The 20,093-nt window shown below is 59.4% G+C and carries 20 protein-coding genes; 8 read left to right on the top strand and 12 right to left on the bottom strand.

Annotation, left to right across the window (positions count from 1 at the left end; all coding sequences use genetic code 11):
* Positions 1-74: 74 nt before the first annotated feature.
* Positions 75-848: a hypothetical protein gene (locus JNL86_03470; protein MBL8041959.1), complete on the bottom strand. Its 774-nt coding sequence runs from the start codon at positions 846-848 to the stop codon at positions 75-77.
* 216 nt (positions 849-1,064) lie between these two features.
* Here JNL86_03470 and JNL86_03465 point away from each other — a divergent pair, with 216 nt between their 5' ends.
* Positions 1,065-1,310 (top strand): ImmA/IrrE family metallo-endopeptidase, encoded by a 246-nt coding sequence (locus tag JNL86_03465; GenBank protein MBL8041958.1) that lies wholly within the window; start codon positions 1,065-1,067, stop codon positions 1,308-1,310.
* Between the two features lie 57 nt (positions 1,311-1,367).
* Here JNL86_03465 and JNL86_03460 read toward each other — a convergent pair whose 3' ends face one another.
* Positions 1,368-1,850 (bottom strand): EVE domain-containing protein, encoded by a 483-nt coding sequence (locus JNL86_03460; GenBank protein ID MBL8041957.1) that lies wholly within the window; start codon positions 1,848-1,850, stop codon positions 1,368-1,370.
* Positions 1,851-1,930: 80 nt separating this feature from the next.
* On the opposite strand from JNL86_03460, the gene JNL86_03455 reads away from it, so the two are divergent.
* The gene (locus tag JNL86_03455; GenBank protein MBL8041956.1) at positions 1,931-2,743 is read left to right on the top strand and encodes a YdcF family protein; all 813 of its coding nucleotides are present in this window, start codon (positions 1,931-1,933) and stop codon (positions 2,741-2,743) included.
* 31 nt (positions 2,744-2,774) lie between these two features.
* On the opposite strand, the gene JNL86_03450 is transcribed toward JNL86_03455, so the two are convergent.
* Complete coding sequence (locus tag JNL86_03450) at positions 2,775-3,146, bottom strand: hypothetical protein (protein MBL8041955.1); 372 nt, start codon at positions 3,144-3,146, stop codon at positions 2,775-2,777.
* 84 nt (positions 3,147-3,230) lie between these two features.
* On the opposite strand from JNL86_03450, the gene JNL86_03445 reads away from it, so the two are divergent.
* Together JNL86_03445 and thrH are read left to right on the top strand one after the other, a co-directional pair.
* On the top strand, positions 3,231-4,103 hold the full coding sequence (locus JNL86_03445) for a YkgJ family cysteine cluster protein (GenBank protein ID MBL8041954.1): 873 nt from the start codon (positions 3,231-3,233) through the stop codon (positions 4,101-4,103).
* Positions 4,104-4,208: 105 nt separating this feature from the next.
* Positions 4,209-4,829, top strand: a complete 621-nt coding sequence (thrH, locus tag JNL86_03440; GenBank protein ID MBL8041953.1) for a bifunctional phosphoserine phosphatase/homoserine phosphotransferase ThrH — start codon at positions 4,209-4,211, stop codon at positions 4,827-4,829.
* Between the two features lie 53 nt (positions 4,830-4,882).
* On the opposite strand, the gene JNL86_03435 is transcribed toward thrH, so the two are convergent.
* From JNL86_03435 to JNL86_03410, 6 genes are all read right to left on the bottom strand, one after another.
* Positions 4,883-6,742 carry an ATP-dependent DNA helicase RecQ gene (locus JNL86_03435; GenBank protein ID MBL8041952.1) on the bottom strand — a complete coding sequence of 620 codons (1,860 nt, stop codon included), beginning with the start codon at positions 6,740-6,742 and terminating at the stop codon, positions 4,883-4,885.
* A gap of 252 nt (positions 6,743-6,994) precedes the next feature.
* Complete coding sequence (locus JNL86_03430) at positions 6,995-7,423, bottom strand: hypothetical protein (GenBank protein MBL8041951.1); 429 nt, start codon at positions 7,421-7,423, stop codon at positions 6,995-6,997.
* 79 nt (positions 7,424-7,502) lie between these two features.
* Positions 7,503-9,167, bottom strand: a complete 1,665-nt coding sequence (locus JNL86_03425; GenBank protein ID MBL8041950.1) for an alginate export family protein — start codon at positions 9,165-9,167, stop codon at positions 7,503-7,505.
* A gap of 252 nt (positions 9,168-9,419) precedes the next feature.
* Positions 9,420-9,719, bottom strand: coding sequence for a twin-arginine translocase TatA/TatE family subunit (locus tag JNL86_03420; GenBank protein MBL8041949.1), 300 nt, complete (start codon positions 9,717-9,719; stop codon positions 9,420-9,422).
* Positions 9,720-9,812: 93 nt separating this feature from the next.
* A complete protein-coding gene (gene tatA / locus JNL86_03415) occupies positions 9,813-10,097 on the bottom strand; it encodes a twin-arginine translocase TatA/TatE family subunit (protein MBL8041948.1) in 285 nt (94 codons plus the stop codon).
* Between the two features lie 270 nt (positions 10,098-10,367).
* Positions 10,368-11,852, bottom strand: a complete 1,485-nt coding sequence (locus JNL86_03410; GenBank protein MBL8041947.1) for a hypothetical protein — start codon at positions 11,850-11,852, stop codon at positions 10,368-10,370.
* A gap of 169 nt (positions 11,853-12,021) precedes the next feature.
* On the opposite strand from JNL86_03410, the gene JNL86_03405 reads away from it, so the two are divergent.
* From JNL86_03405 to JNL86_03390, 4 genes are all read left to right on the top strand, one after another.
* The gene (locus tag JNL86_03405; GenBank protein ID MBL8041946.1) at positions 12,022-12,612 is read left to right on the top strand and encodes a hypothetical protein; all 591 of its coding nucleotides are present in this window, start codon (positions 12,022-12,024) and stop codon (positions 12,610-12,612) included.
* 230 nt (positions 12,613-12,842) lie between these two features.
* The gene (locus JNL86_03400) at positions 12,843-13,604 is read left to right on the top strand and encodes a glycosyltransferase family 2 protein (protein MBL8041945.1); all 762 of its coding nucleotides are present in this window, start codon (positions 12,843-12,845) and stop codon (positions 13,602-13,604) included.
* A gap of 53 nt (positions 13,605-13,657) precedes the next feature.
* Positions 13,658-13,900 (top strand): lipid-A-disaccharide synthase N-terminal domain-containing protein, encoded by a 243-nt coding sequence (locus tag JNL86_03395; protein MBL8041944.1) that lies wholly within the window; start codon positions 13,658-13,660, stop codon positions 13,898-13,900.
* Between the two features lie 11 nt (positions 13,901-13,911).
* Positions 13,912-15,699 carry a glycosyltransferase family 39 protein gene (locus tag JNL86_03390; protein MBL8041943.1) on the top strand — a complete coding sequence of 596 codons (1,788 nt, stop codon included), beginning with the start codon at positions 13,912-13,914 and terminating at the stop codon, positions 15,697-15,699.
* A 4-nt stretch (positions 15,700-15,703) separates the two neighbouring features.
* On the opposite strand, the gene JNL86_03385 is transcribed toward JNL86_03390, so the two are convergent.
* The 3 genes from JNL86_03385 to JNL86_03375 are packed head-to-tail and all read right to left on the bottom strand — an operon-like array spanning position 15,704 to position 20,086.
* Entirely contained in the window at positions 15,704-16,789 is a 1,086-nt protein-coding gene (locus JNL86_03385) for a phosphatase PAP2 family protein (GenBank protein ID MBL8041942.1), read from the bottom strand.
* Positions 16,786-17,919 (bottom strand): PD40 domain-containing protein, encoded by a 1,134-nt coding sequence (locus tag JNL86_03380; GenBank protein ID MBL8041941.1) that lies wholly within the window; start codon positions 17,917-17,919, stop codon positions 16,786-16,788. The genes JNL86_03385 and JNL86_03380 overlap by 4 nt, the downstream gene beginning before the upstream one ends.
* On the bottom strand, positions 17,906-20,086 hold the full coding sequence (locus tag JNL86_03375; GenBank protein MBL8041940.1) for a hypothetical protein: 2,181 nt from the start codon (positions 20,084-20,086) through the stop codon (positions 17,906-17,908). Before JNL86_03375 ends, JNL86_03380 begins: the two co-directional genes overlap by 14 nt.
* Positions 20,087-20,093: the final 7 nt, after the last annotated feature.

Genomic DNA, 20,093 nt, shown 5'->3' with positions numbered 1-20,093 from the left:
GCCGCAGGACCATGGAACGACCAACGCCTACCGCGCGAATGCGCGGCCGAGGACAGCCTAAATGGGCAACAAGACTAGGAGGAAGCCAGACGGGAACGGGAAGGATTGATGAGGCTCGATGGCTTTGACGATGCCGGTACGGGCTGACTCTCCATGGCCTCAAACAGTAGGCAACACTTGAGACGACCGCAGACGCCGAGCAATTTTGGATCGTCGACCGGAAGACCCAAGATACGGGCCTGCTTGACAGTCACCGGTTTCACTTCTGTCAAAAATGCGGCACAGCACAGTACGAGTCCGCAGGTATCGATCCCGCCCAATCGACTCGCCTCATCGCGAACCCCTACCTGGCGCATTTCAATGCGCCCACCAAACCGGCGCGCAAGCAGACGAACCAGTTCACGAAAATCGATGCGATCATCGGCGGTATACACAAACGTCATCTGCCGACGGTGAAACGAGCAGAACACCTCGACCAGCTTCATCCTGAGCCCAAGCGCCGCCGCTTGATCCCGACACGCCCGCATTCCTTCAGCCGCTAGCCGCTCGTAACGATCAATGGTCACCACATCCTCGGGGGTGGCCTTCCTGACAATCGTCTGCATCACCCGCATCGGCGGGATAAACGGCGTGACTTGTGGAATCCCGTAGACCACACCGTAGGTCAGTTCACCGACCACATCGACCAGCACGCGATCGCCGAAGGCAAGAGACGCCTCTCCGGCATCGAATTTCTTCACCTCTCCCCGATCACGAATCTTTATCCCGACGATCCGCACGACCGTGGGATAGGGAGTGGCCAGTTCTTGTGCGAGCAGTTTGTCGACCATGGCCGGATGATACACCATTCGGGCGGACAATTGAAATCCTCACCACTCCGTCTGGACAATCCCATAGCACTCCATCTCACAGGAAGCTCCGACCAGCCGTCCAGAGAAAATGAATCGCAAGATACTGATATTCAATGATATTTTATCAGGGAAGCGGAAAAGAGAAATGTGTTAGGCTATCCGGGAGCAGAAACCGGCTTACACGCGCTCATCAGGAAGACAGCGAGGAATACGGTGCGAATACCAAATAAAGTCGTACTTCCGTTCGGCTACCACATCATGATCCGGCAGGTCACCGATTCTGAGATGGATCGGCAGGATGCGAACGCGGATGGAATTTGGGATAACGAAGCGAAAGTCATCTATATCCGCAAGCGGCTCCCCGTGACCCGCCGGAGATACATTCTTGCCCATGAGCTAGGACATGCCTGGCTAGATTGGCAACATCGCTACCTGGATGACGGGAAAGCCCGTAGCTAGGCACCCTCTGCCTCGCTTGTCCATTTCGTCCCTTCAACATACACCGCCAGAGCCCGTTTAGTCGGCTCGACCTCGTCCAAGCCGAACAACCTGATTCCATTCAGCCTTCCGCACTGGCTGGACCGACAATCGCGAGCCCTTCCTCAGGAGTTCCATCCCCTTCAGACCAGGCTGTCCCCGTAGGAGGTCCAGCGAGAGCGGTGCGGCAAATTTGCACATAAATCGAATATCGACGAGATCCCAGCGAGGCTGCTCGGGCGTACTAGCCGGATCATAGTGCGGATCCCGGGGGTCGAACTGGGTTGCATCGGGGTAGGCGGTCCTCACCACTTCAGCAATCCCGACCACTGAGGGCGGCTTCGCATTGCTGTGATAAAACAACACCTGGTCTCCCACCTTCATCGCACGCATAAAGTTGCGCGCCTGATAGTTGCGCACGCCATCCCACGAAGTCGTGCGGTTCGGTGAAGCGGCCAGATCGTCGACCGAAAACACGTCCGGCTCAGACTTCATCAACCAATACTGTCGCCCCTCTGCCATCAAATCCTCCTGACTACTTGGTGTCTCCGCCGTCTCCGTGTATGCTGACCACTGTCCAGTCAGCCAAAGTGGGAGCCGCGATGGATCTGACGCCAATCTGGTATGGCGTATATAAAGCCTCGAAATATTTCCTGTATCCCATGACCTGGATAGTCGGAGCAGGACTCTTGACCCTGCTCTCCGCCTGTCTCCCTGTCACACCCCGGCGGGCGACCTGGGTCAGGCGATGGGCCTTCGCCACCCTGTTGCTCCTGCTCCTGACCTCAACCCCTATGCTGGCGTCGACGTACATCGGGGCACTCGAAGCCACATATCCGCCGTTCATCTCGGCAGCAGACTCGAACTTCGATGCCATTGTCGTCTTGGCGGGAGGCATCTACCACAAAGGATCCCTACGGCCATCGGATGAGGCGTCAGATGCTTCACGTCAGCGAACCGCCTGTGGAGCGGATTTGTGGCATCGGAGCGTGGCGCCCAAACTACTGCTCACGGGAGGTGATGCCACCGTTCTTCGAACCGGCCCCGCGGAGTCCCACGAAATGAAGCGATGGGCGTTGCGCCTCGGTGTTCCGGAATCGGTCATTGTCGTCGAGGAACACTCGCGGACGACTTACGAAAATGCCCTCCACACCAAAGCGATGCTGGGCTCAGCACGTATCCTGCTGGTGACCGCCGCCTACCATATGCCCCGCGCCGTGGGCCTGTTTGAGAAGCAGGGCTTTACCGTGACGCCGGTCACCTGTGGCTACGAATCGAAACATCGTCCCTCAGAAGCCTGGAGACACGCGACCGTCTACGATTTCATTCCGACGGTCAAAGCCCTGCTGCTCACTACGCAGGCGATCGACGAGGCCGTAGGAATCATCGTCTATTGGATTGCGGGGAAGTGGTAACCCCAACCTCTGCCATCACGCCGAACGCCGGTCACGTCGCCTCGGACTCGCGTTCCAGATACTCAATGAGCGCCGCATAGGTCAGCTCGCGAATACGGGCTTTCGAAGAACCCGGTGGTCCGAGATTCGTCTCCAGCCACACCTGGTCCATCACCTGACTCCGCGCCTCATTACAGCGCCGCCACATCTCATGCAAAAACTCCAGCGGCATCCCGACCTGCACACCCTCCGACTCAATCCGATCGTCCAGGATAGCTAGTAAATCGGCAATGGCATGGTCCGGCTGATACGGCGGCATGGAAAAGCCGAAGGCCTGCTGAGCATAGGATTCCTGTCGAGCCTGCTCGACCAGGTCCCCCATATACTCCTTTAATAACCCGATGATGTGGCCAGAGACGCGCATCGCAGACAGAGTAGCCCCAACCGTCTATGGGGAGCAAGTCCAACTCCTCCACAGCGCGGTTGACCCTCGAATCGAGGGTTCTCTATGATAAGCCCCAGCAGAAATGGTGCTGGGCTTCGCCGCTCATCACATCGACAACAACACTCGCACGTCACCCCCGTGAGCAATCAGGCGCTCGTTGAACATTTTGAAATTTCCCTGCGCACTCCGAGTGGGGATGTGTCCACCGCCGTGGGGGTCCCGACGAGTTTCGTGCCAATTACCGCCATCCTCCCGCTGATGCGGAGTCTGGGCGAAGAGGTCCAGGCCTTGGAACACAGTCAGGCAGGCCAAACCGGCCAAACCGTGTCCTGCCACAAAGGCTGCGCGGCCTGTTGCCGCATGCTGGTTCCTGCGTCCGCGCCAGAAGCCTTCGCCATCGCCGACAGGATTGAGCGCCTGGAACAGCCCGAACGCGACCGTCTGCTCGCCAAACTCGACCTTGCCCAGCAACAACTGGCACGAGCCGGAGTCTTGACGCAGTTGTCGGCCCTGGCCGAGTCTCCTGATCCTCCGAGCGACGACGCGATCGAGCCGGTGAATCGCGCCTATTATGCCCTCCGTATGCCGTGCCCCTTTCTGGACAATGAGTCGTGCAGCATTTATGAAGACCGTCCGGCAGCCTGTCGGGAACTCTCCGTCACGTCCCCGGCCATTGACTGTCAGGACATGACCAATCCGTCCATTCGTGCTGTGCCCGTCGCCGTTCGGCTGAGCACCACGCTCAGTCTGCTCTGGGCAGACTTGACCGGAACGACGCCGCGACTGATTCCGCTTCCTCTCGCCGTCGAGTGGGCCAGACGTCATCGGAATGAACAGACGCGCCGCTGGGCGGGGACAGAGATATTCGAGAACGCCATGGACAAAATCTGGCGATATCTCAGCCAGGAAAACGCCCGACGCAGTCGCGAGCCATAATCCATCTCACACGCTGAGGGCCGCCCACACGATGGTGAACGACACCTCCGGCCACTCCGCTTCACACGTCACATTGAAGACAAACGACATTCCGAAGGAGGACGAATGCAGAACCCCGTGATTGTATGCCTGGACCTTGAAGGCGTGCTCGTTCCGGAAATCTGGGTCAACTTTGCCGTCAAGACCGGCATTGAGGAACTCAAGATTACGACACGCGAAATGCCGGACTATGATGCCCTGATGAAACGACGGTTACACATTCTGGATCAGCATGGCTTCACCCTGGCTGATATTCAGTCCGTCATCGATGCCATGGGGCCCATGGAAGGAGCGGCCGACTTCATTGCTTGGCTGCGTGAACGAACCCAGGTCATCATCTTGTCCGATACCTTTTATGAGTTCGCCCTCCCGCTGATGCGGCAACTCGGCTATCCCACAATTTTCTGCAACCAACTGGAGATTGGGACAAACAGCCGCATCGTCAACTATAAACTCCGGCAACCCAACCAGAAGAAGCACGCGGTCGCCGCACTGAAAAACCTGAATTTCCGGGTAATGGCCGCCGGAGACGCCTACAACGACACGGCCATGCTGGGAGAAGCCCACGCCGGGTTCTTCTTCCGTCCCCCGGACCATCTGCCGAAGGAGTTTCCGCAGTTTCCAGTGACGAAGACCTATGCCGAGTTGCAGGAACAGTTTCGCAAGGCCGGTGACCTGAAAGCTTAGGAGGCGGCTAGAAACGGAGGGAGTGACCGAGAATGGACGGCACCGACACCGGGCTACCCCGACTCGGGATTGACCACGTTCAACACGCGACGACCGTATCGCTCGACTTTGACTTCCCCGATGCCGGATATTTCCCGCAAGGCACTCAGCGTCATAGGCCGGTGCCCGGCAATCGTGCGCAGAGTCTTGTCGTGAAAAATGACGAACGGGGCGACCCCCTCCTCCTCGGCCAGTTCTTTCCGCAACTGGCGCAACCGTTCGAAGAGGTGCGGATCAACGGATGAGGCCAACGCCATCGCCGGCGAATTCCTCTGAGTGCCCCACGGCTGATTCGTCGAAGCCGACGTCGAGTGTTCAGCCTGGCTCAAGACCACGGAGCGGATGCCTTCCAACACTTCCTGCCCACACGTTGTCACATCGAGTGTGGGATAATCCCCGCCTTCAACGCACAGGTAGCCCCGATCGATCAACGCCTTGGCTAAACGGGTCAGGGCCGGCTTCGACCAGTCCTGATACTCTCCATACCCCGGACAGGCCTCGACACCGCACGCCAGTAGGGCTTTCGACCGGCTCCCGCGCAACAACTCGACGATACGAGTCACTCCGAATCGCCCTTGGCACCAGGAGACAGCTGCCAGAAGCGCGCGTGCACCGGCAGCCTCATCGTCGGTTGCGGCCACCCGCGCTGGAGAGGTTGCGACGCAACGATCGCACAGACCGCAGGGGCCGAACGCCCGTTCGGCCTCATCACTGAAATACTCCAGAATGGCCAGCTGGCGACAAGCCGGCACCGACACATAGGCCAACATATCCTGCAGCAGTGTCTTCATGCGCTCGACGCGAGCCGAGGTACCGGTCTCCTTTGCCGCCTGTTGGATGAAATATTCTTGTGTGGCGACATCCCGTTCATAAAACAACAAGAGGCAGGCGGCAGGCTGGCCGTCACGCCCGGCCCGCCCGACTTCCTGGTAGTACGCCTCCAGGCTTCCCGGAATGTCGAAATGAACAACGAGCCTGACATCCGACTTATCGATCCCCATTCCGAACGCATTCGTTGCCGCCAAAATACGGAGCGCCCCCGAGCAAAACCGGTCATGGACCAACCGCCGGTCTTCATCGGATAACCCGGCGTGGTAATACCCCACGGACGCGTCCGACCGCCCAAGACAGGTTGCCACCTCCTCCACCGCGCGGCGGGTGGCGCAATAGACCAACACGACCCCGGTTTCGCATTCGCGCACCATGCGCTCCAAGACCGCCAGCTTCTCCTGCCGCGACCGGCACAGCCGTACGGACAGGGCGAGATTGGGCCGCCGAAACCCGGTGACCAACCGAAGCGGGTCGTGAAGTGAGAGGCGCTCACAGAGGTCCGCCTGCACTCGCGCTGTGGCCGTGGCCGTCAAGGCGAGACACGGAGGATTGTCCAATTCCCGGCGCAGCCGACCGATATTCAAATAATCCGGTCGAAAATCATGCCCCCACTGAGAAATGCAATGGGCCTCGTCCACGACCAGCAGTGAGACCCACAAGGATCGCAACAGACGAAGGAAGCGCTCGTGCTGCATGCGCTCAGGAGCCAGATAGAGCAGTTGCAAGCGCCGCAGTTTGAGATGGAGCACCACGCGATCCCGCTCCTGCTCGGAGAGCCCGGAATGGAATGCGGCGGCGGCAATGTTGCGGGCCATCAGCGCGTTCACCTGATCCTGCATCAGCGCAATCAACGGCGAGATGACCAGGGTGAGTCCTGGCAGTATGGTCGCTGGCAGCTGATAACAGAGCGACTTTCCCTGACCGGTCGGCATCACCGCCATGGCGTCGCGCCGCGACAAGACGGCGTCGATCACCTCCCGCTGGCCGGGGCGGAATGAGGAAAATCCGAATTGTTGGTGAAGCTGTGTACTCAGATCATCCACGGGGAACACTCAGAACCGACTCACTATGCGTATTGCGGACGGCCGAGTATAAGACGCCCGACGAATCACGGGCAAGCCGTCAGGACTCGCCAGCCGTCAGGTGAAATAGACTATCAAGCATCAGCGGCAGATCTTAGTCGACGGTCAGTTGCCTCAAAAGAGAAACCCCGTCGGGGATCACCCGACGGGGTTTCAGACTCGAGACAGACAGGGGGATCTCCCCTCACACCTCGAAGATCACCAGAGTTCTGGCTATGGCGCAGTGTAGCTGCCGAACTTCGGCACCGAGTCGCAACCCGGCCCCTGATCCTGATTGGCCACGCACAGATAACGCAGCGCACCCTGCGCAGACAAGCGGGCTTCCTTATGCAAACGAGCCTTGCCGTAATCCACCGCCATCTTCAATTGGCGCATGGCATCGGCGCCCACTCCACCAGACTGGGCCTTACTGAGGCCATCCTGCAACTTCGCCGTGGCACTATCGATGACGGAGCGGTCAGCCCCCCATCGTTTTGCCAAATCGACGGTCGTCCGCTTGCCGAGACCCGGCGCATCGGTCAACTCGACGATGGCATCGTTTACTGCTTGAATCGCATCCGCGACCTGGGCCTGCGCGGTGACCGGCTGGCTGCCGATCGCCAACGCTGCAACGCCCAGCGTGACGAACATGAGTTTCTTCATTGCGTGTCTCCTTTGATGAAAGCCGTCAGCGATCAGCAAGGACGCTGTCCGCTGAAAGCTGTACGCTGATCGCTTCTTCCTAGAAGTTCATCCACAAGGACATATAGGCCCAATGCTGATTCTGCGTCTGGTTCAAGGTGCTGGTCAAATAACCACCAGCGAAAATGGTGCCATACGCAGCCTGCAAGGCGACTTTGCCATCGGCGAACATCCGGGTGTAGGCCACGTCGATTTCGTCGCCGATGTGGGTCTTCGTGTTGTTGACGTTCGAGAACACGTAACAACCTTGAGCCGCACGATACCAACAGTCCTTGGAATTGGCCAGGTTCAGGTTCGTGTACCACAATTCGATATGGTCACGTGCCGAAGGACGAGCTTGCAGGTTGACGGAAGGAGACAGCATGTTCTTCCACGCTTGCACGTCCATATAGCCCATATGGATGTGGTTCGTCGGGAAGAAGTTTTCAAAGGTGTTCGCTGTCTTACAATTGGTCCCGTTGGTGCAGGTGTTGTTCCGGCTGTCGCCGGACGCATAATCGAGGTTAAAGGCCAGGCGGGTCTTCCAGGCCGTGTCGTAGAACGTATAGCCAATCCAATTTCTGGTCGCCCAGGCATTGATGTGCAAACATTTTTGCTCGCCTTGGCACGCGCCAGCCTGCCCCATCTGACCGAACTGCCACGCAGTTTCGTTGCTGAAATCAAATCCGCCCTTGCGCACTTCAATCCGGTTTCCGATCATATGACGGGTCTGGTTGGAGTGCTTGGCCGTACCAAGACCTTGCCCCGCGTTGTCCGCCGACCCATAGCGGTTCTGGTACAACACGTAGAAGGGCTCGATCACCATGCCAGGAACCATTTTAATCTGGTTGTAGAAAATGAACATGTCGGCATCACGGTTCGCGTCCTGCCCACCGGTACCGGCAATATTCGGCGCGCCGCTGCCGACGGGGGTAGCCTGACCGAGATCGCTTTCTGAATTCCGGAACCAGCCGAAGTAGCTGTCCCAACTCTTGGTCTGGTAGGCGAACATCACACCGTCATGTGAATAGCCGGTGTTGGCCCAATCGAAGTGGCCGAACAGGGAGTGATTGCCGAACACGACATACTGCCGGCCGACCTTCACACTCAAGCCCTGCACATCGGCCAGATTTCTAATCAACATGTAGGCTGCGCGAACGCCCAGACGGCCACTGTTACCACCACCGCCGGACACACCGCCATTATGGTTCAGCGGATCGCCCGCGTTACCGGCAGTCACCGCACTGCCGTTGCCGCCCCAAGTCGCACTGTCGATGATTTCCACGTAGAAGTTCACGTCAGGCGACAAATCGTACCCGATGCCCAACCGCATCCACTGCTGGACGAACATGTCGTTGCCCTTATTGCCTCCAGTCGGTGCCGAACCCCGGGGAGTGGCGCCTCCGAACGAGTTACAAGCCCCCCCAGCCAACTGCGCACCGCCGAAGCAGGCATTGTTCCGCATTTCCGGACGCACACGCAGGTCGGCGCGCATCCAGAGGTTCTTGATGTCGAAGTTTCGGCCGATGACTGGATCGTACAGTTCGTACGCTTCCTTTTGCGGCATGTTGCGGGGAATGGCAGGGAGATTGGTGATACGTTCGCCCGGGGGAAGTTCGAATCCGGCAAAGGCCGGGAGTGACAGACACTGCAGAGCCGTAACTGCCGCAGCGCCGAAGATGGCGGCCAACCGGCCCCACCTGGTCCGTCCATGGATGCGTTTCATAGCGTTCCTCCTGTGAATTGGATGGCAACCCTTCGTGTACCCATTCACTCCGGGTGCCGCCTATACATCCAACCGCTATTGCACTACAAAGCCAACTCGCGTAGGCAGGGATTCGTCTGCCGAACCAGAATGGTGCCCACCATCCGGCTACGACTCCGCTTCAGTCCCGAAGCGGGACCCACCTACCGTCCGGTCTTGTACTGTCGCTGTGGTCACCTCCCTTCACAGCCGTAGAGCGAGTATGAATTGGTATTAGGCCTGCTTGGGCAAACCCGATTCCTCTGCCCCGTGCTCTACGCCCGATGTTGCATGGTTGATCTGTTCTTCTGCTTCCTTCATCGACGACTCGAAATCCTGCTCCACCATCTTCATTTCCTGTTGAATCATGTTGAGCTCTGGCTCAACCGTCTTCTTCAGGTCATCCGCCGTCTCTTTGAACCCCTTGACGGCCTTGCCCACCTGTCGCCCGATTTCGGGCAATTGCTTGGGCCCGAACAACAGGAACGCAATGACCAGGATGATGAGAATTTCTCCAGCGCCAAGACCGAACATGGTGTTCCTACTGAGGGGGTTGTGGTAAAGACCAGGCGGCGTCCCTGCTACACACGAGTGCCGTCATTCGGTCTGCGTCCTCAGCCTCGCAGGTTATCCCTGCGTCGTCCGTGGCGGTGGAGCCGCGGCGGCCTGCTGCGCAGGCGGCGGCGTGGCCGGCTGTCCAGTTTGCTGGATTTGTGCCGTGGGTTGAGCCGCGGCTGGTTCCGACTCGGTTGCCGTCACATCGATGGCATCCGCTTCGTGAACCGACTTCTTGAACCCTTTGATAGCCTTGCCTAATCCTTCACCGAGTTGGGGAATTTTCCCGGCCCCGAAGATGATCAGGACAATGATGAGAATCAGCAGCAACTCCATCCAGCCGAACGAACCAAACATGGTACTGTATGCTCCTTGTTACAGCTGTGCGATTATTCGCACGGCGCATATTCACGCCCCGGCGACCATACTGCCGTCTCGTGAAAGAAGTCGTCTGAGATGATCGTGCCTGCGAGTCCTGCCCCGTCTGCATCCTCGCGATGTCCTGAGCGAAAACGGGTCTTGGATTGGAAATCGCGGGAAAGGCTATAGAAACGAATTTAATTAGTCAAGCTCTTTCTCCTACAGCGACGATGCGGCACGGCATTCCGTCTCGCTCACGCACCCGCACTACGGTCGAAAGGCGAAGTGATAGTACTCAACAGGACTCGGCGGCGCGCCAAGGGCCATCAGGATAGCCTCGCGTTCATAGCCGAGGTTCTCCAATTCGGCCTGCGCCTGACTCAACTCCTCTTCGGTGACATAGGCAATGGTATCGGGAATCCCGTTCGGCTTCAGCGAGAGCAGGATACCCTGCGCCGATTCACGCTCCTGCGCAGGCATTTCGTGGCGTAAGGGAAAGTCGATCTTGCGCTGATAGGGGCTTTCATAGATGTCATTCACCGTACGAATGGTCTGCAGGGTCAGGCGATCCAGTTCCCAGGCCTGCACCTTCGAGCCGACAATCGGATGGCAGGCCAACAGGTCCATCAGCGTCATCACGTTCGTCCCAAGCCTGCTACCGACGAACTCCCGTTGCGTCTCCACCGTGGTAGCGGCAATACCCAGGTGCTTGGCCACGGCCTGGATCAACGCGAGATTCACCATGAAACTGTATTGTCCACCGAACTGGCCGTAGCAAGGCTTCTCGGGATCGTTCAGCACCTGCATATCCGCCGTCCCGGCATCGAAACTACTGAACCCCACGGCATTCGGCGCCAACACCCGCTTGGCTTCCTTGATCGAGGCGCAGGCCCCGAGATTCACCGGGACCAACACTTCGTCGTCGATGGCCTTCATAAATTCGGTGATCGTCTTGCGGTACGGCACATCTTTCCAATCCACCTTATGATACTCACGCTCCCAGATCAGGTCGTCCAGGAACGGGGGAAACTGTTTCAACTTCTCAATGTCCTTGGCATCGAACGCGCGAACAAACCCAGACCAATCGGCAATCGCCGCCGCCGTGCGCTCATTGAGGTTCGGGCGGAGATGCTCTTCCTCATACTCGCCGCCCTTCTTCACAATGAGCTTGGTCGTCAACTCGTTCCACAGTTCATTGCACAGAATGCGATCGACCGTCCCAGCCGCAACCGTCGCCAGATCTGTGACGTCCGCGCACAAGGAATCGACCTTGGACAGATGAGGAGCCAAGTCGGGATGGGTACGCGCCTGCTCCAAGGCGGACGCCTGGGAATCGACGAGGACATAGCGCACGCGGGGATAGACCTGACCGGCCTTGTCGAGCCGCTGCAAATGGCTGAGAAAGCAGGCGGCCAGGTTGCCATTTCCAGGCCCCCATTCCATGACCGTCAGAGTCGTCGCCGGAGCGGCAGGTGGAGTCGCCACACTGTCACTCGGCTTGCCGGACGACGCTGGCTTACTGGCCGCCCGGTCCCGCTTCGTGACCTGCTCGAAATAGTCGGCGGCCAACGCATGTGCCAACCGATAGTCGGCCGACGTAAATGTTTGATAGAAGCTGCGCTGCTGGTCGCCCCGGAGTCGGTAGAATAGCGTATTGATATGCGCCTGCCAATGATCGACCGGCTTATACTCCCCGAGCGGTTGAGGTAATGCGTCCGGATCCTCTACCTGCGTCATCAGGTGCTGTTCCATACTGTCCCCCTGTGGAAAGAGGGAAAGTCTAACAGGAAGCAAATTTCACCCGCAACCGGTCTCCCGCGATTCCGAAACCGGTCACGCCTCGGCAAAAGCCCCCCGATGCGCCACCTCCCAACCGGCAGTCCACACACCGGGGGCTTCCTTGACAGGCCTGCCGAGGCAGGTGTACCAAGACGGCATGCGGGAGTTCGGTGCGCGTGCGTGCCTCATTGTCCTTCTCTCAGCCTCTTCCCTCGAAGCCGAGGAACTCCCTCTCACGCGCAATGTGCCGATCCCGGACTTTCAAAATCGCACCGAGAACGCCACGCCGTATAATTTCGATGCCCCGCCCGAGGGCATGTTTCGCCGCATCGTCCTCGCGGAGGGATTCGATGAAGAATTAGGCTTTCAGCGAACCCATGAAATCGTCCCCGTCGCGCCCACCGAACAGTTCACCGCCGGACCGAAGCCGATTTTCATCGTGTTCGAACTGCATCAGCACTATCAATCGTTTCAAGTATTCGGACGCTGCTATCCGGATCCAGACACCGCAACGGGGGGACTACCGGTCGTGGCGGAAGACGCGATGTACATCGCCCTGGAAGACCAAACCGGCTATCTCAAACTGCTCCCCACGGAAGGAACTTGGAAACCCGGCCGGTATAAGGTGGAAATCCACGCCGGCGAACAGATCAACGACATGAGCTTAATGGGGACCATGCGCTTCACCATCACCGCCGCATCGGAATTCGACGTGCCTGCGAAAAGCCAGTAACCAGGCAGGTCCGTCACTGCGGAACTGCTGCCTCGCCGACCCTGCGCAACGATCCGATCGTCTCCACACACGCCGATCGGAAAGTGTCCACCGAGTGGCACTTCCTGTTTCGTCCCAGTCGGCAACACCGCCCTGCGAGACAGAACTGTTTGACCACCCCTCTACGCGTTCTGTAAAATGGTCCCGATGTTCACCGATAACCCGAGTCTTAAAGGACCTGTTCCCTCCCCATGACTGTAGCGACCCGCCCATGGGCCTCCGTTGTCATCCCCATCAAGGATGAACGAGAGAATCTGGTTCCCCTGACAGAGCAACTCGTGAAGGTGCTGGATAGCCGGGAGGAATCCCGATCGGCTCCCTTTGAATTGCTGTTTATCGACGACGGCAGCACCGATGGGAGTTCCGAGATCCTCGATAGCCTGGCCACGCAGTACCGCTGGGTCAAAGTCTTTCACTTCGACCGCAACTACGGCCAGTCGGCAGCCTTCGACGCCGGGTTCAAACAATCGACCGGAGACCTGGTGATGACGATCGACGGCGATCTGCAGAACGATCCGGCGGACATCGCCACGCTGCTCCCGCTGATCCGGCAATTCGACCTGGTCTGCGGCTGGCGCAAAGACCGGCACGACAACCTGACGCGAAAAATTTCGTCTCGAATCGCCAATACCGTCCGCAGCGCCGTCACCGGCGACCGGGTTCACGACACCGGCTGCTCTCTGAAGCTCTTCCGACGGGCGGTGGTTGATAAATTGCAGCTCTTCGAGGGCATGCATCGGTTCTTCCCGGCCCTGGCGTTGATGCACGGATTTACCGTCACCGAGGTGCCGGTGCGCCACTATCCTCGCGCCCATGGCACATCGAAGTATGGTGTGGGGAACCGTCTTTTCAAGGGCCTGTACGATCTGGTGGCCGTGCGGTGGATGCAGCATCGTTGCCTGCGTTATCAGTACCGCGCCACCGGGACGTCACCAACCTCCGCACGCCTATGACACTCGATACCATCTGGATCATTATCGGATTCCTCGGACAAGGGATCTTCTTTATGCGCTGGGTCATCCAATGGATCGCCTCAGAACGCCATGCGGAAAGCCGCGTGCCGACGGCGTTCTGGTATATGAGCATGATCGGAGGGTTGATCACGCTGGCCTACGCGATCTACCGGCAGGATCCGGTCTTCATTGCCGGGCAGAGCATCGGCAGTGTCGTCTATCTTCGCAACCTCATGCTCATCCATCGTCCCAACCAGGGCGCCTCCGACACGGCCTCCCCGGCGACCAAATCGTAATGGAACCACAGATGAACGGAGAGCTCCCTCCTCTGCAGACACCTGCGCCGATCGACCGCTCCATTCAGCCGCTCGCGCTCGTGCTGTTGCTGGCGATGGCCGCCGTGCTGTTCTTCGTCGGACTCGGCTCGCTCGGCCTGACCGACCGGGATGAAGGTCGAAACGCCGAAGCCGGCCGGGAAATGTATGAAACGGGCAACTACATCAGTCCGACCTTCAACTATGAACCGCGCTTCGCCAAGCCGGTCTTTGTGTACTGGCTGATGACCGCCTCCTACCACCTGTTCGGTGTCAACGAATTCGCCGCGCGGTTTCCCTCAGCCCTCTTCGGTCTGGGGCTGATTCTCCTCCAATATCTGTTTCTCACACGGTGCCGGGGGCGGGTCGTCGGCCTGTTCGGCGCGGCAATGCTGTTACTGAACCTGGAGATCATCGGGCTGAGTCGCATGGCGCTGACCGACAGCGTGCTGATCTTCTTCACCACCCTGTCTCTGTACGGATTCTGGCTGGGAGTGCACGGCGAGGGGCGCGAACGCCACGCTATGTGGCTCTTCTACATCGGCATGGCCCTGGCGACGCTGACCAAGGGCCCCATCGGCTTCTTGATTCCGATGCTGGCCGTGGGGCTGTACCTGTGGCTCACCCGGTCCTGGCCGCTGTTTCGTCGTCGCGGGCATCTCATTCCCGGTCTCATCCTGTTCGTCGCCCTGGCGCTTCCCTGGTATCTCATGATGCTGAACATTCACGGCCAGCGATATACGACATCCGCACAGGGCGATACGATCGGCCGCTTCTTCGGCGCCATGGAAGGGCATGGCGGCACGCTGCTGTTTTACATCCCGGTCTTCCTACTCGGATTTTTTCCCTGGAGCGCGCTATTGCCCTTTGCCTGGCACCAAAGCTACCGGAGTTGGCGTGAGGCTCGACGAACTGGAGCCCTCCCTCCCAGCCGGTCGGCCGAGGTCGAGACCCACTCCACACCCGATGCGCTCGAATGGTTCGCCGCAGCCTGGGTCCTGGGGGGATTCATCTTTTTCAGTCTTTCCTCCACCCGCTTGCCGCACTATATCGGCCCCTTGTTTCCCGGTGCGGCAATTCTGGCGGCCTGCTACTGGAATCGGTGCGTCTCGGACCAGGCCGCGCCGGGCCTGCGAGCCGCGATCCACATCATGACAGCCGTGGGCTCTGTCCTCGCCCTGGCGTTTGCCGTCCTGCCCCCGCTCTATGCCAAATTTGCCGGGAAGTTGGTGGAGGAGTTTCCCTTGGCTGGGCAGGTCACCCTTGGACCAGGCCCCTACACGGTCGCGTCGATTTTCCTCCTCGGGATGGGACTCGTGGCCTATTTCGGACTGAGCGAAACGCGAAGACCGGCTGCCTTCTGGGCCGCGGGCGGCTCACTGGCCCTCGTCGTGCTGGCCGCCATGCAGCTGACCTTTCCGCTGATCAATCATTTTGTCATCGAGCCGCCCCAGCAGTTGGCTGAAGTCGCGGGACTCAATCTCGGCCCCAACGACCGATTGATTCTCTACGGGCAACCACGCCCCTCACTGGTGTTCTACGCCAAGCGAAAAGCGATCGTCGTTCCGAAGGGGGAAGAAGCCAACATCAAGCCCTACCTGACCCAACCGGGACGCACCATGATTCTCTTACCGGAACCCATGCGCAATCGCTTGCCGTTCGAGACGATGGATTACCCGGTCATGCTCGAACGGTATGGCTACATCCTGCTGGCCAGTCAATCGCTGATCCATGTTCCGGAAGAAGCGGAAAAGCCCGCGATACGCATCCCCGGCCATTAATCGGTTATTGTAGCGGCACAAGTCCCTTCAGAAGCTGAATCACCACCACTGCCGCGAGCATCTCCAGCGCATACACACCATTCGCTCGCCGGGACGGCTCAGCCGCGGACTCGCTGGCCGGCACATCAGTGGCAGCGGTCCATTGCGCCAAGCCGAGCACGGCCGTCAAGCCGATCACGACTGGCGCACCAGTGACCACTCCCAGCCCCACGCACAGGAGTGCAGTCGACACGGCCCCCCACACAACGGGGCTGGCGGATACGGCGTTCCGGCCCCACCCCATTCGCAGCAACCAACCGCCCCCCATCAGCAGCAGCCCCACCACCATGAGCACCCTGTCCACCATGAGATCGACAACGCGGTGCGTGAGCACCCAACAAAAGCCTGTCAGTAACAGGACTATCGGCGCGATGCGAACGACCGCCTGCGCGAACGACTGCTTCCACCAACGGAGCTGGCCGTTACACACCGAACCCACCACAAACCCCAACGCCATCCCCCCCACCACGTCGCCGGGGAAATGAGAACCTCTCCAAATCCGGCTGGCCCCGACCCACGCGGCCAAGGCAAACGGTACCCAACGCAAGCGAGGCAGCGCCCGCGCCAATACCGTCGCCACGGCGACCGTGGCTGAGGTATGGCCCGAGGGAAACGAATCCAACCCCGACTGTAACGAGGGCCACCAGTGCCACCCATCCGAATGCGTCAAGCGCGGCCTCGGACGGCCGATGATATGCTTGAGGCTGTTCACCACGAGCGCCACCACACCATGCGCCAGCAGGCTATCCAGCGCCACTCGCATCCACGCCTGGCGCTTGAGAACATATCCGACGCCTAACAGGAGCAGACTGATGGTGATAAGGGTCCCGCCGTTGCCGAGTTTTTCGCCGAGATCACCCAACGACTGGAGTGCCGACAAATTGTGGGATCGGAGAAACTTGAGGATGGGAACGTCGATAGAGAACAGCGCGGCAAACGACCCAAGCAGCACGAGCGCCGAGAGGGTCACGGCCGAAGCCGGCGGACAATCCGGTGCTGGTTCAGGCTGCGCCGGTGGCGACGCAACCTGCCCGTCACCCGATCCGCTCATGGAACCCAGTCGGCCAGGAACACGTTGAATTCTCCCGGCTCTTTCGCGTTCCGGTCGGACACCCAGACGAGACGTTTGCCGTCAGGCGAGAACATGGGAAAACTGTTGAACTTTCCACCGAAACTCACTCGTTCCAGCCCCACGCCATCCTCGTTGACGAGATACAGGTGAAACTCCGGTCGCCCGCCCTCGTTGCGGGTGTCGACATTCGACGAGAAGATGACGCGATGGCCATCGGGATGGAAGTAGGGAGAGAAATTGGAGGCGCCATTGGTCGTCACCTGCTGCTTACCGGACCCGTCAGCGTTCATGATAAAGATTTCGAGCCGGCCCGGCTCCACCAAGTTTTGCGCCAACAGCCCCTTGTACTGATCCAATTCCTCCTGATTGGCGGGATGCTGGGCACGATAGACGATCCGCTTGCTGTCGGGAGAAAAGAACGCCCCACCGTCGTAGCCCACTTCATGAGTCAGCCGCCGCGGGTGAGTCCCGTCGAGATCCATCGCATAGATCTCCAAATCCCCGTCGCGCACGGAGGTCCAGACGATCGTCTTCCCGTTGGGGGACACCGTGGCTTCCGCGTCGTACCCTGGCGTGTTGGTCAATCGTTGAGGGTCCTGCCCATCGATCCGGACGGAAAACAGATCATAGTCGTCCAACGCCCAGCGGTACGCCCCACCGTCACGCTTCGGCTTCGGAGGACAGTTTGGCCCCCGCAGATGCGTGGAGGAATACAGCACCCGCCGGTCGCCGGGGAAAAAGTAACCGCAGGTCGTGGTGCCTGAGCCGGTGCTGACCATCCGAATCTTTTCACTCCCGAGATCCATCACGTACATTTGGTAACAGCCCAAGGGGATGTCGGCCGGATACATCGCCGCGGCAAACGTATCCCGCATCCAATTGTTGGTGGACTGGAAAATGAGTTTGTCTCCGCTGAATGAAAAATAGGCCTCGGCATTCTGCCGTCCAAACGTAAGTTGTCGGATATTGGTCAGATGGCGTTCACCCGATGCAGCAGCCATCGGCTTCGGCGCAGCCTGTTTCGAATCCTCTGCCCATGCCGACACCGTCACGGAGGAAAAGAGCACCAATCCCAGCATCCCCGCAATGACCCTATTACCGTGTTTCAATTGGCACCTCTGGACTCATCATATCCTCCCAGTCTCCCCGTGCGACGACCGTCCCCTCTCGAAATACCACATAACTCTGCCACCCGTAAAAAAACAAGAGCCGGGCCACGCGCCCCAATGCCTCTGGCGTCACCCCATACAGCAGGGTCACCACGCTGTCCGGGTGATCATCGCGCCGGCAGGAGGCCAAAAGTGCCATCGCTGGCCCTTCATAACTCGTTCCATCCACAGAAAAGCCCTTGTCGGTCATCTGGAGGTGATCGCGGCACTGCTTCACCACTGCGGCGGCGGCCGGATTCTCCTGAGGGCCGCCCAGCACCAGCCAGGATCCGGCGCGCGCAGCACTCGACTCTTCCCCCGCATACGCCACCGTCGTGCGCGCCGGGCCTGGCTTTGCGGCTTCCTGTGCGACAATGCGTTGCACGATCTCAGAGAACGGCCCCGGGGTTTCGGCGGCCGCCCGCGGCACGACGATGGTCCGTTGCGCATCCGTCACATAGAGATTCAACATCGGGGCGATGTCAGATCGGGCCACGCGACGAAACAGATTGACCTCAGGGTCCATCCGCACAGCCAGCGGCCGGTCCGGCACAGACACCACGACGTCCTGCTGCGATTCGGTCAGTAGCACCCGCGCGCGGTGGGTGCGGCCTTCTTGCAGCACAAATTCCAGTTCGGTCGACACACGGTATGGCATACCGCGTTGAACAAGGTGCACGACCACCTCAGCTCCACCCTGCCCGCCCGATAGGCCAGGGGACGGCTGCACACGGACACCCGCTACCACCACGTCCGGTGCGCCGGCCCGTTCAACCCACTGGGCAAAAAACCACCTGAGATTCCGTCCGGCCGCATCCTGAAAGATCTGCTCGAGGTCGGCCCAGTTTGCCACAGCGCCAAGGTATCGCTCGGGGATCTGCCTTACACCACGCCAGAAAGCCTCCTCACCCAATTCCTGTCGGAGCGCGTGGAACACCATGGCGCACTGCTGATAGCCGATAGCATTATCCTTTTCGTCGTGCTTCTGCGCGAACGCGTTGACTGGATATTCTTCTCCCGGACGAACGTAGACGGCGAATCCCATCAGCATCAATCGACGCTGCTCGCGTGCCTGAACCGTCTCACCCACGAGTTCATGGTAATAGTAGTTGGATAGATACGTCGTCAGCCCCTCCACCCAATTGCCATGGTTCACCCGGTTGAAGACGCCATTCCCGATCCAGGAATGCACGATTTCATGCCCCAGCGCGTAGGGTTGGGTGTAGTGACGCTTGATCACTCCGCTGCCTAACAGCGTAAACGACGGCATGCCCAGACCGCTGGAGAAGAAGTTCTCGACGACCGCAAACTGTGTAAACGGATAGGGTCCGAGCAGCGGAATATAGGCATCGAGATAGCGCGCCGAGGCATCGAGATACTCATCGGCCAGTGCCGCTTCGTCCGGGAAGAGATAGGTGGCCAGGAGAATGGCCTGTCCGGATTGTGCCTTCCAGGGACGGGTCTTCACCACAAACCGGTTGGCGACCACCGTTAAGGCTTCGCTCTTGGTAGAGACGATCCAGTGCGTGGGATCCGACTGGACCGTTCCCTGTGTGACCGAGGCCCATCCATCCGGCACGCTGACCTTCACGTCATACGTCGCCAGCGAATCATCGAGGTCGGGGTACCACTGGCTTTCGCTGCTCAAGTACACGCCCTCCGGGCCGATGTGGCCGGATGTCTCGCTGGGGGTGACGAAACGCAGGTGACGGGGATCACGAGGGGGATCATCGACGACGCCACGGTAAGTAAATCGCAACCGCACCCGGTTGCCCCCCGCATCGCCGGCCGGTTGTGAGAGGATGACGCGCGACAACTCTGTCTGACCATCCGCAGGCGCTCTTCTGAACCTGACCTCAGGGGCCGACTCGCAAGCGTCCTGACAGCGAGTGACATCCTCAATCCGTTCGAGTTCGAGCGCCGGCGCGAGGGAAAACGCCAACTCTTGTCCGGAAGCTCCCCCGCTCACGGTCAAACGATCTGTCGCAATCAGCTGATGGGAGTCCGGCCGCAATTCTACGGTCAGTTGATGATGGTCAATCGATGGTGTGCGGGAAACAGGCTGAGCAACTGCTAGCGCAGGCACGAGGCAGAAAGCCAGCACACTGACACGGAGGAGACGATACACCCGATTC

Source organism: Nitrospira sp., from assembly GCA_016788885.1.
In the GTDB taxonomy this organism is placed as follows: Bacteria; Nitrospirota; Nitrospiria; order Nitrospirales; family Nitrospiraceae; genus Nitrospira_A.
This window is presented reverse-complemented; position numbering and strand designations above follow the sequence as displayed.

Coding starts and splice junctions, on each gene's coding strand:
- JNL86_03470 (MBL8041959.1), bottom strand. CDS start 848: ATGGTGTATCATCCGGCCATGGTCGACAAACTGCTCGCACAAGAACTG.
- JNL86_03460 (MBL8041957.1), bottom strand. CDS start 1,850: ATGGCAGAGGGGCGACAGTATTGGTTGATGAAGTCTGAGCCGGACGTG.
- JNL86_03455 (MBL8041956.1), top strand. CDS start 1,931: ATGGATCTGACGCCAATCTGGTATGGCGTATATAAAGCCTCGAAATAT.
- JNL86_03450 (MBL8041955.1), bottom strand. CDS start 3,146: ATGCGCGTCTCTGGCCACATCATCGGGTTATTAAAGGAGTATATGGGG.
- JNL86_03445 (MBL8041954.1), top strand. CDS start 3,231: ATGATAAGCCCCAGCAGAAATGGTGCTGGGCTTCGCCGCTCATCACAT.
- thrH (MBL8041953.1), top strand. CDS start 4,209: ATGCAGAACCCCGTGATTGTATGCCTGGACCTTGAAGGCGTGCTCGTT.
- JNL86_03430 (MBL8041951.1), bottom strand. CDS start 7,423: ATGAAGAAACTCATGTTCGTCACGCTGGGCGTTGCAGCGTTGGCGATC.
- JNL86_03425 (MBL8041950.1), bottom strand. CDS start 9,167: ATGAAACGCATCCATGGACGGACCAGGTGGGGCCGGTTGGCCGCCATC.
- JNL86_03420 (MBL8041949.1), bottom strand. CDS start 9,719: ATGTTCGGTCTTGGCGCTGGAGAAATTCTCATCATCCTGGTCATTGCG.
- tatA (MBL8041948.1), bottom strand. CDS start 10,097: ATGTTTGGTTCGTTCGGCTGGATGGAGTTGCTGCTGATTCTCATCATT.
- JNL86_03410 (MBL8041947.1), bottom strand. CDS start 11,852: ATGGAACAGCACCTGATGACGCAGGTAGAGGATCCGGACGCATTACCT.
- JNL86_03400 (MBL8041945.1), top strand. CDS start 12,843: ATGACTGTAGCGACCCGCCCATGGGCCTCCGTTGTCATCCCCATCAAG.
- JNL86_03395 (MBL8041944.1), top strand. CDS start 13,658: ATGCGCTGGGTCATCCAATGGATCGCCTCAGAACGCCATGCGGAAAGC.
- JNL86_03390 (MBL8041943.1), top strand. CDS start 13,912: ATGAACGGAGAGCTCCCTCCTCTGCAGACACCTGCGCCGATCGACCGC.
- JNL86_03385 (MBL8041942.1), bottom strand. CDS start 16,789: ATGAGCGGATCGGGTGACGGGCAGGTTGCGTCGCCACCGGCGCAGCCT.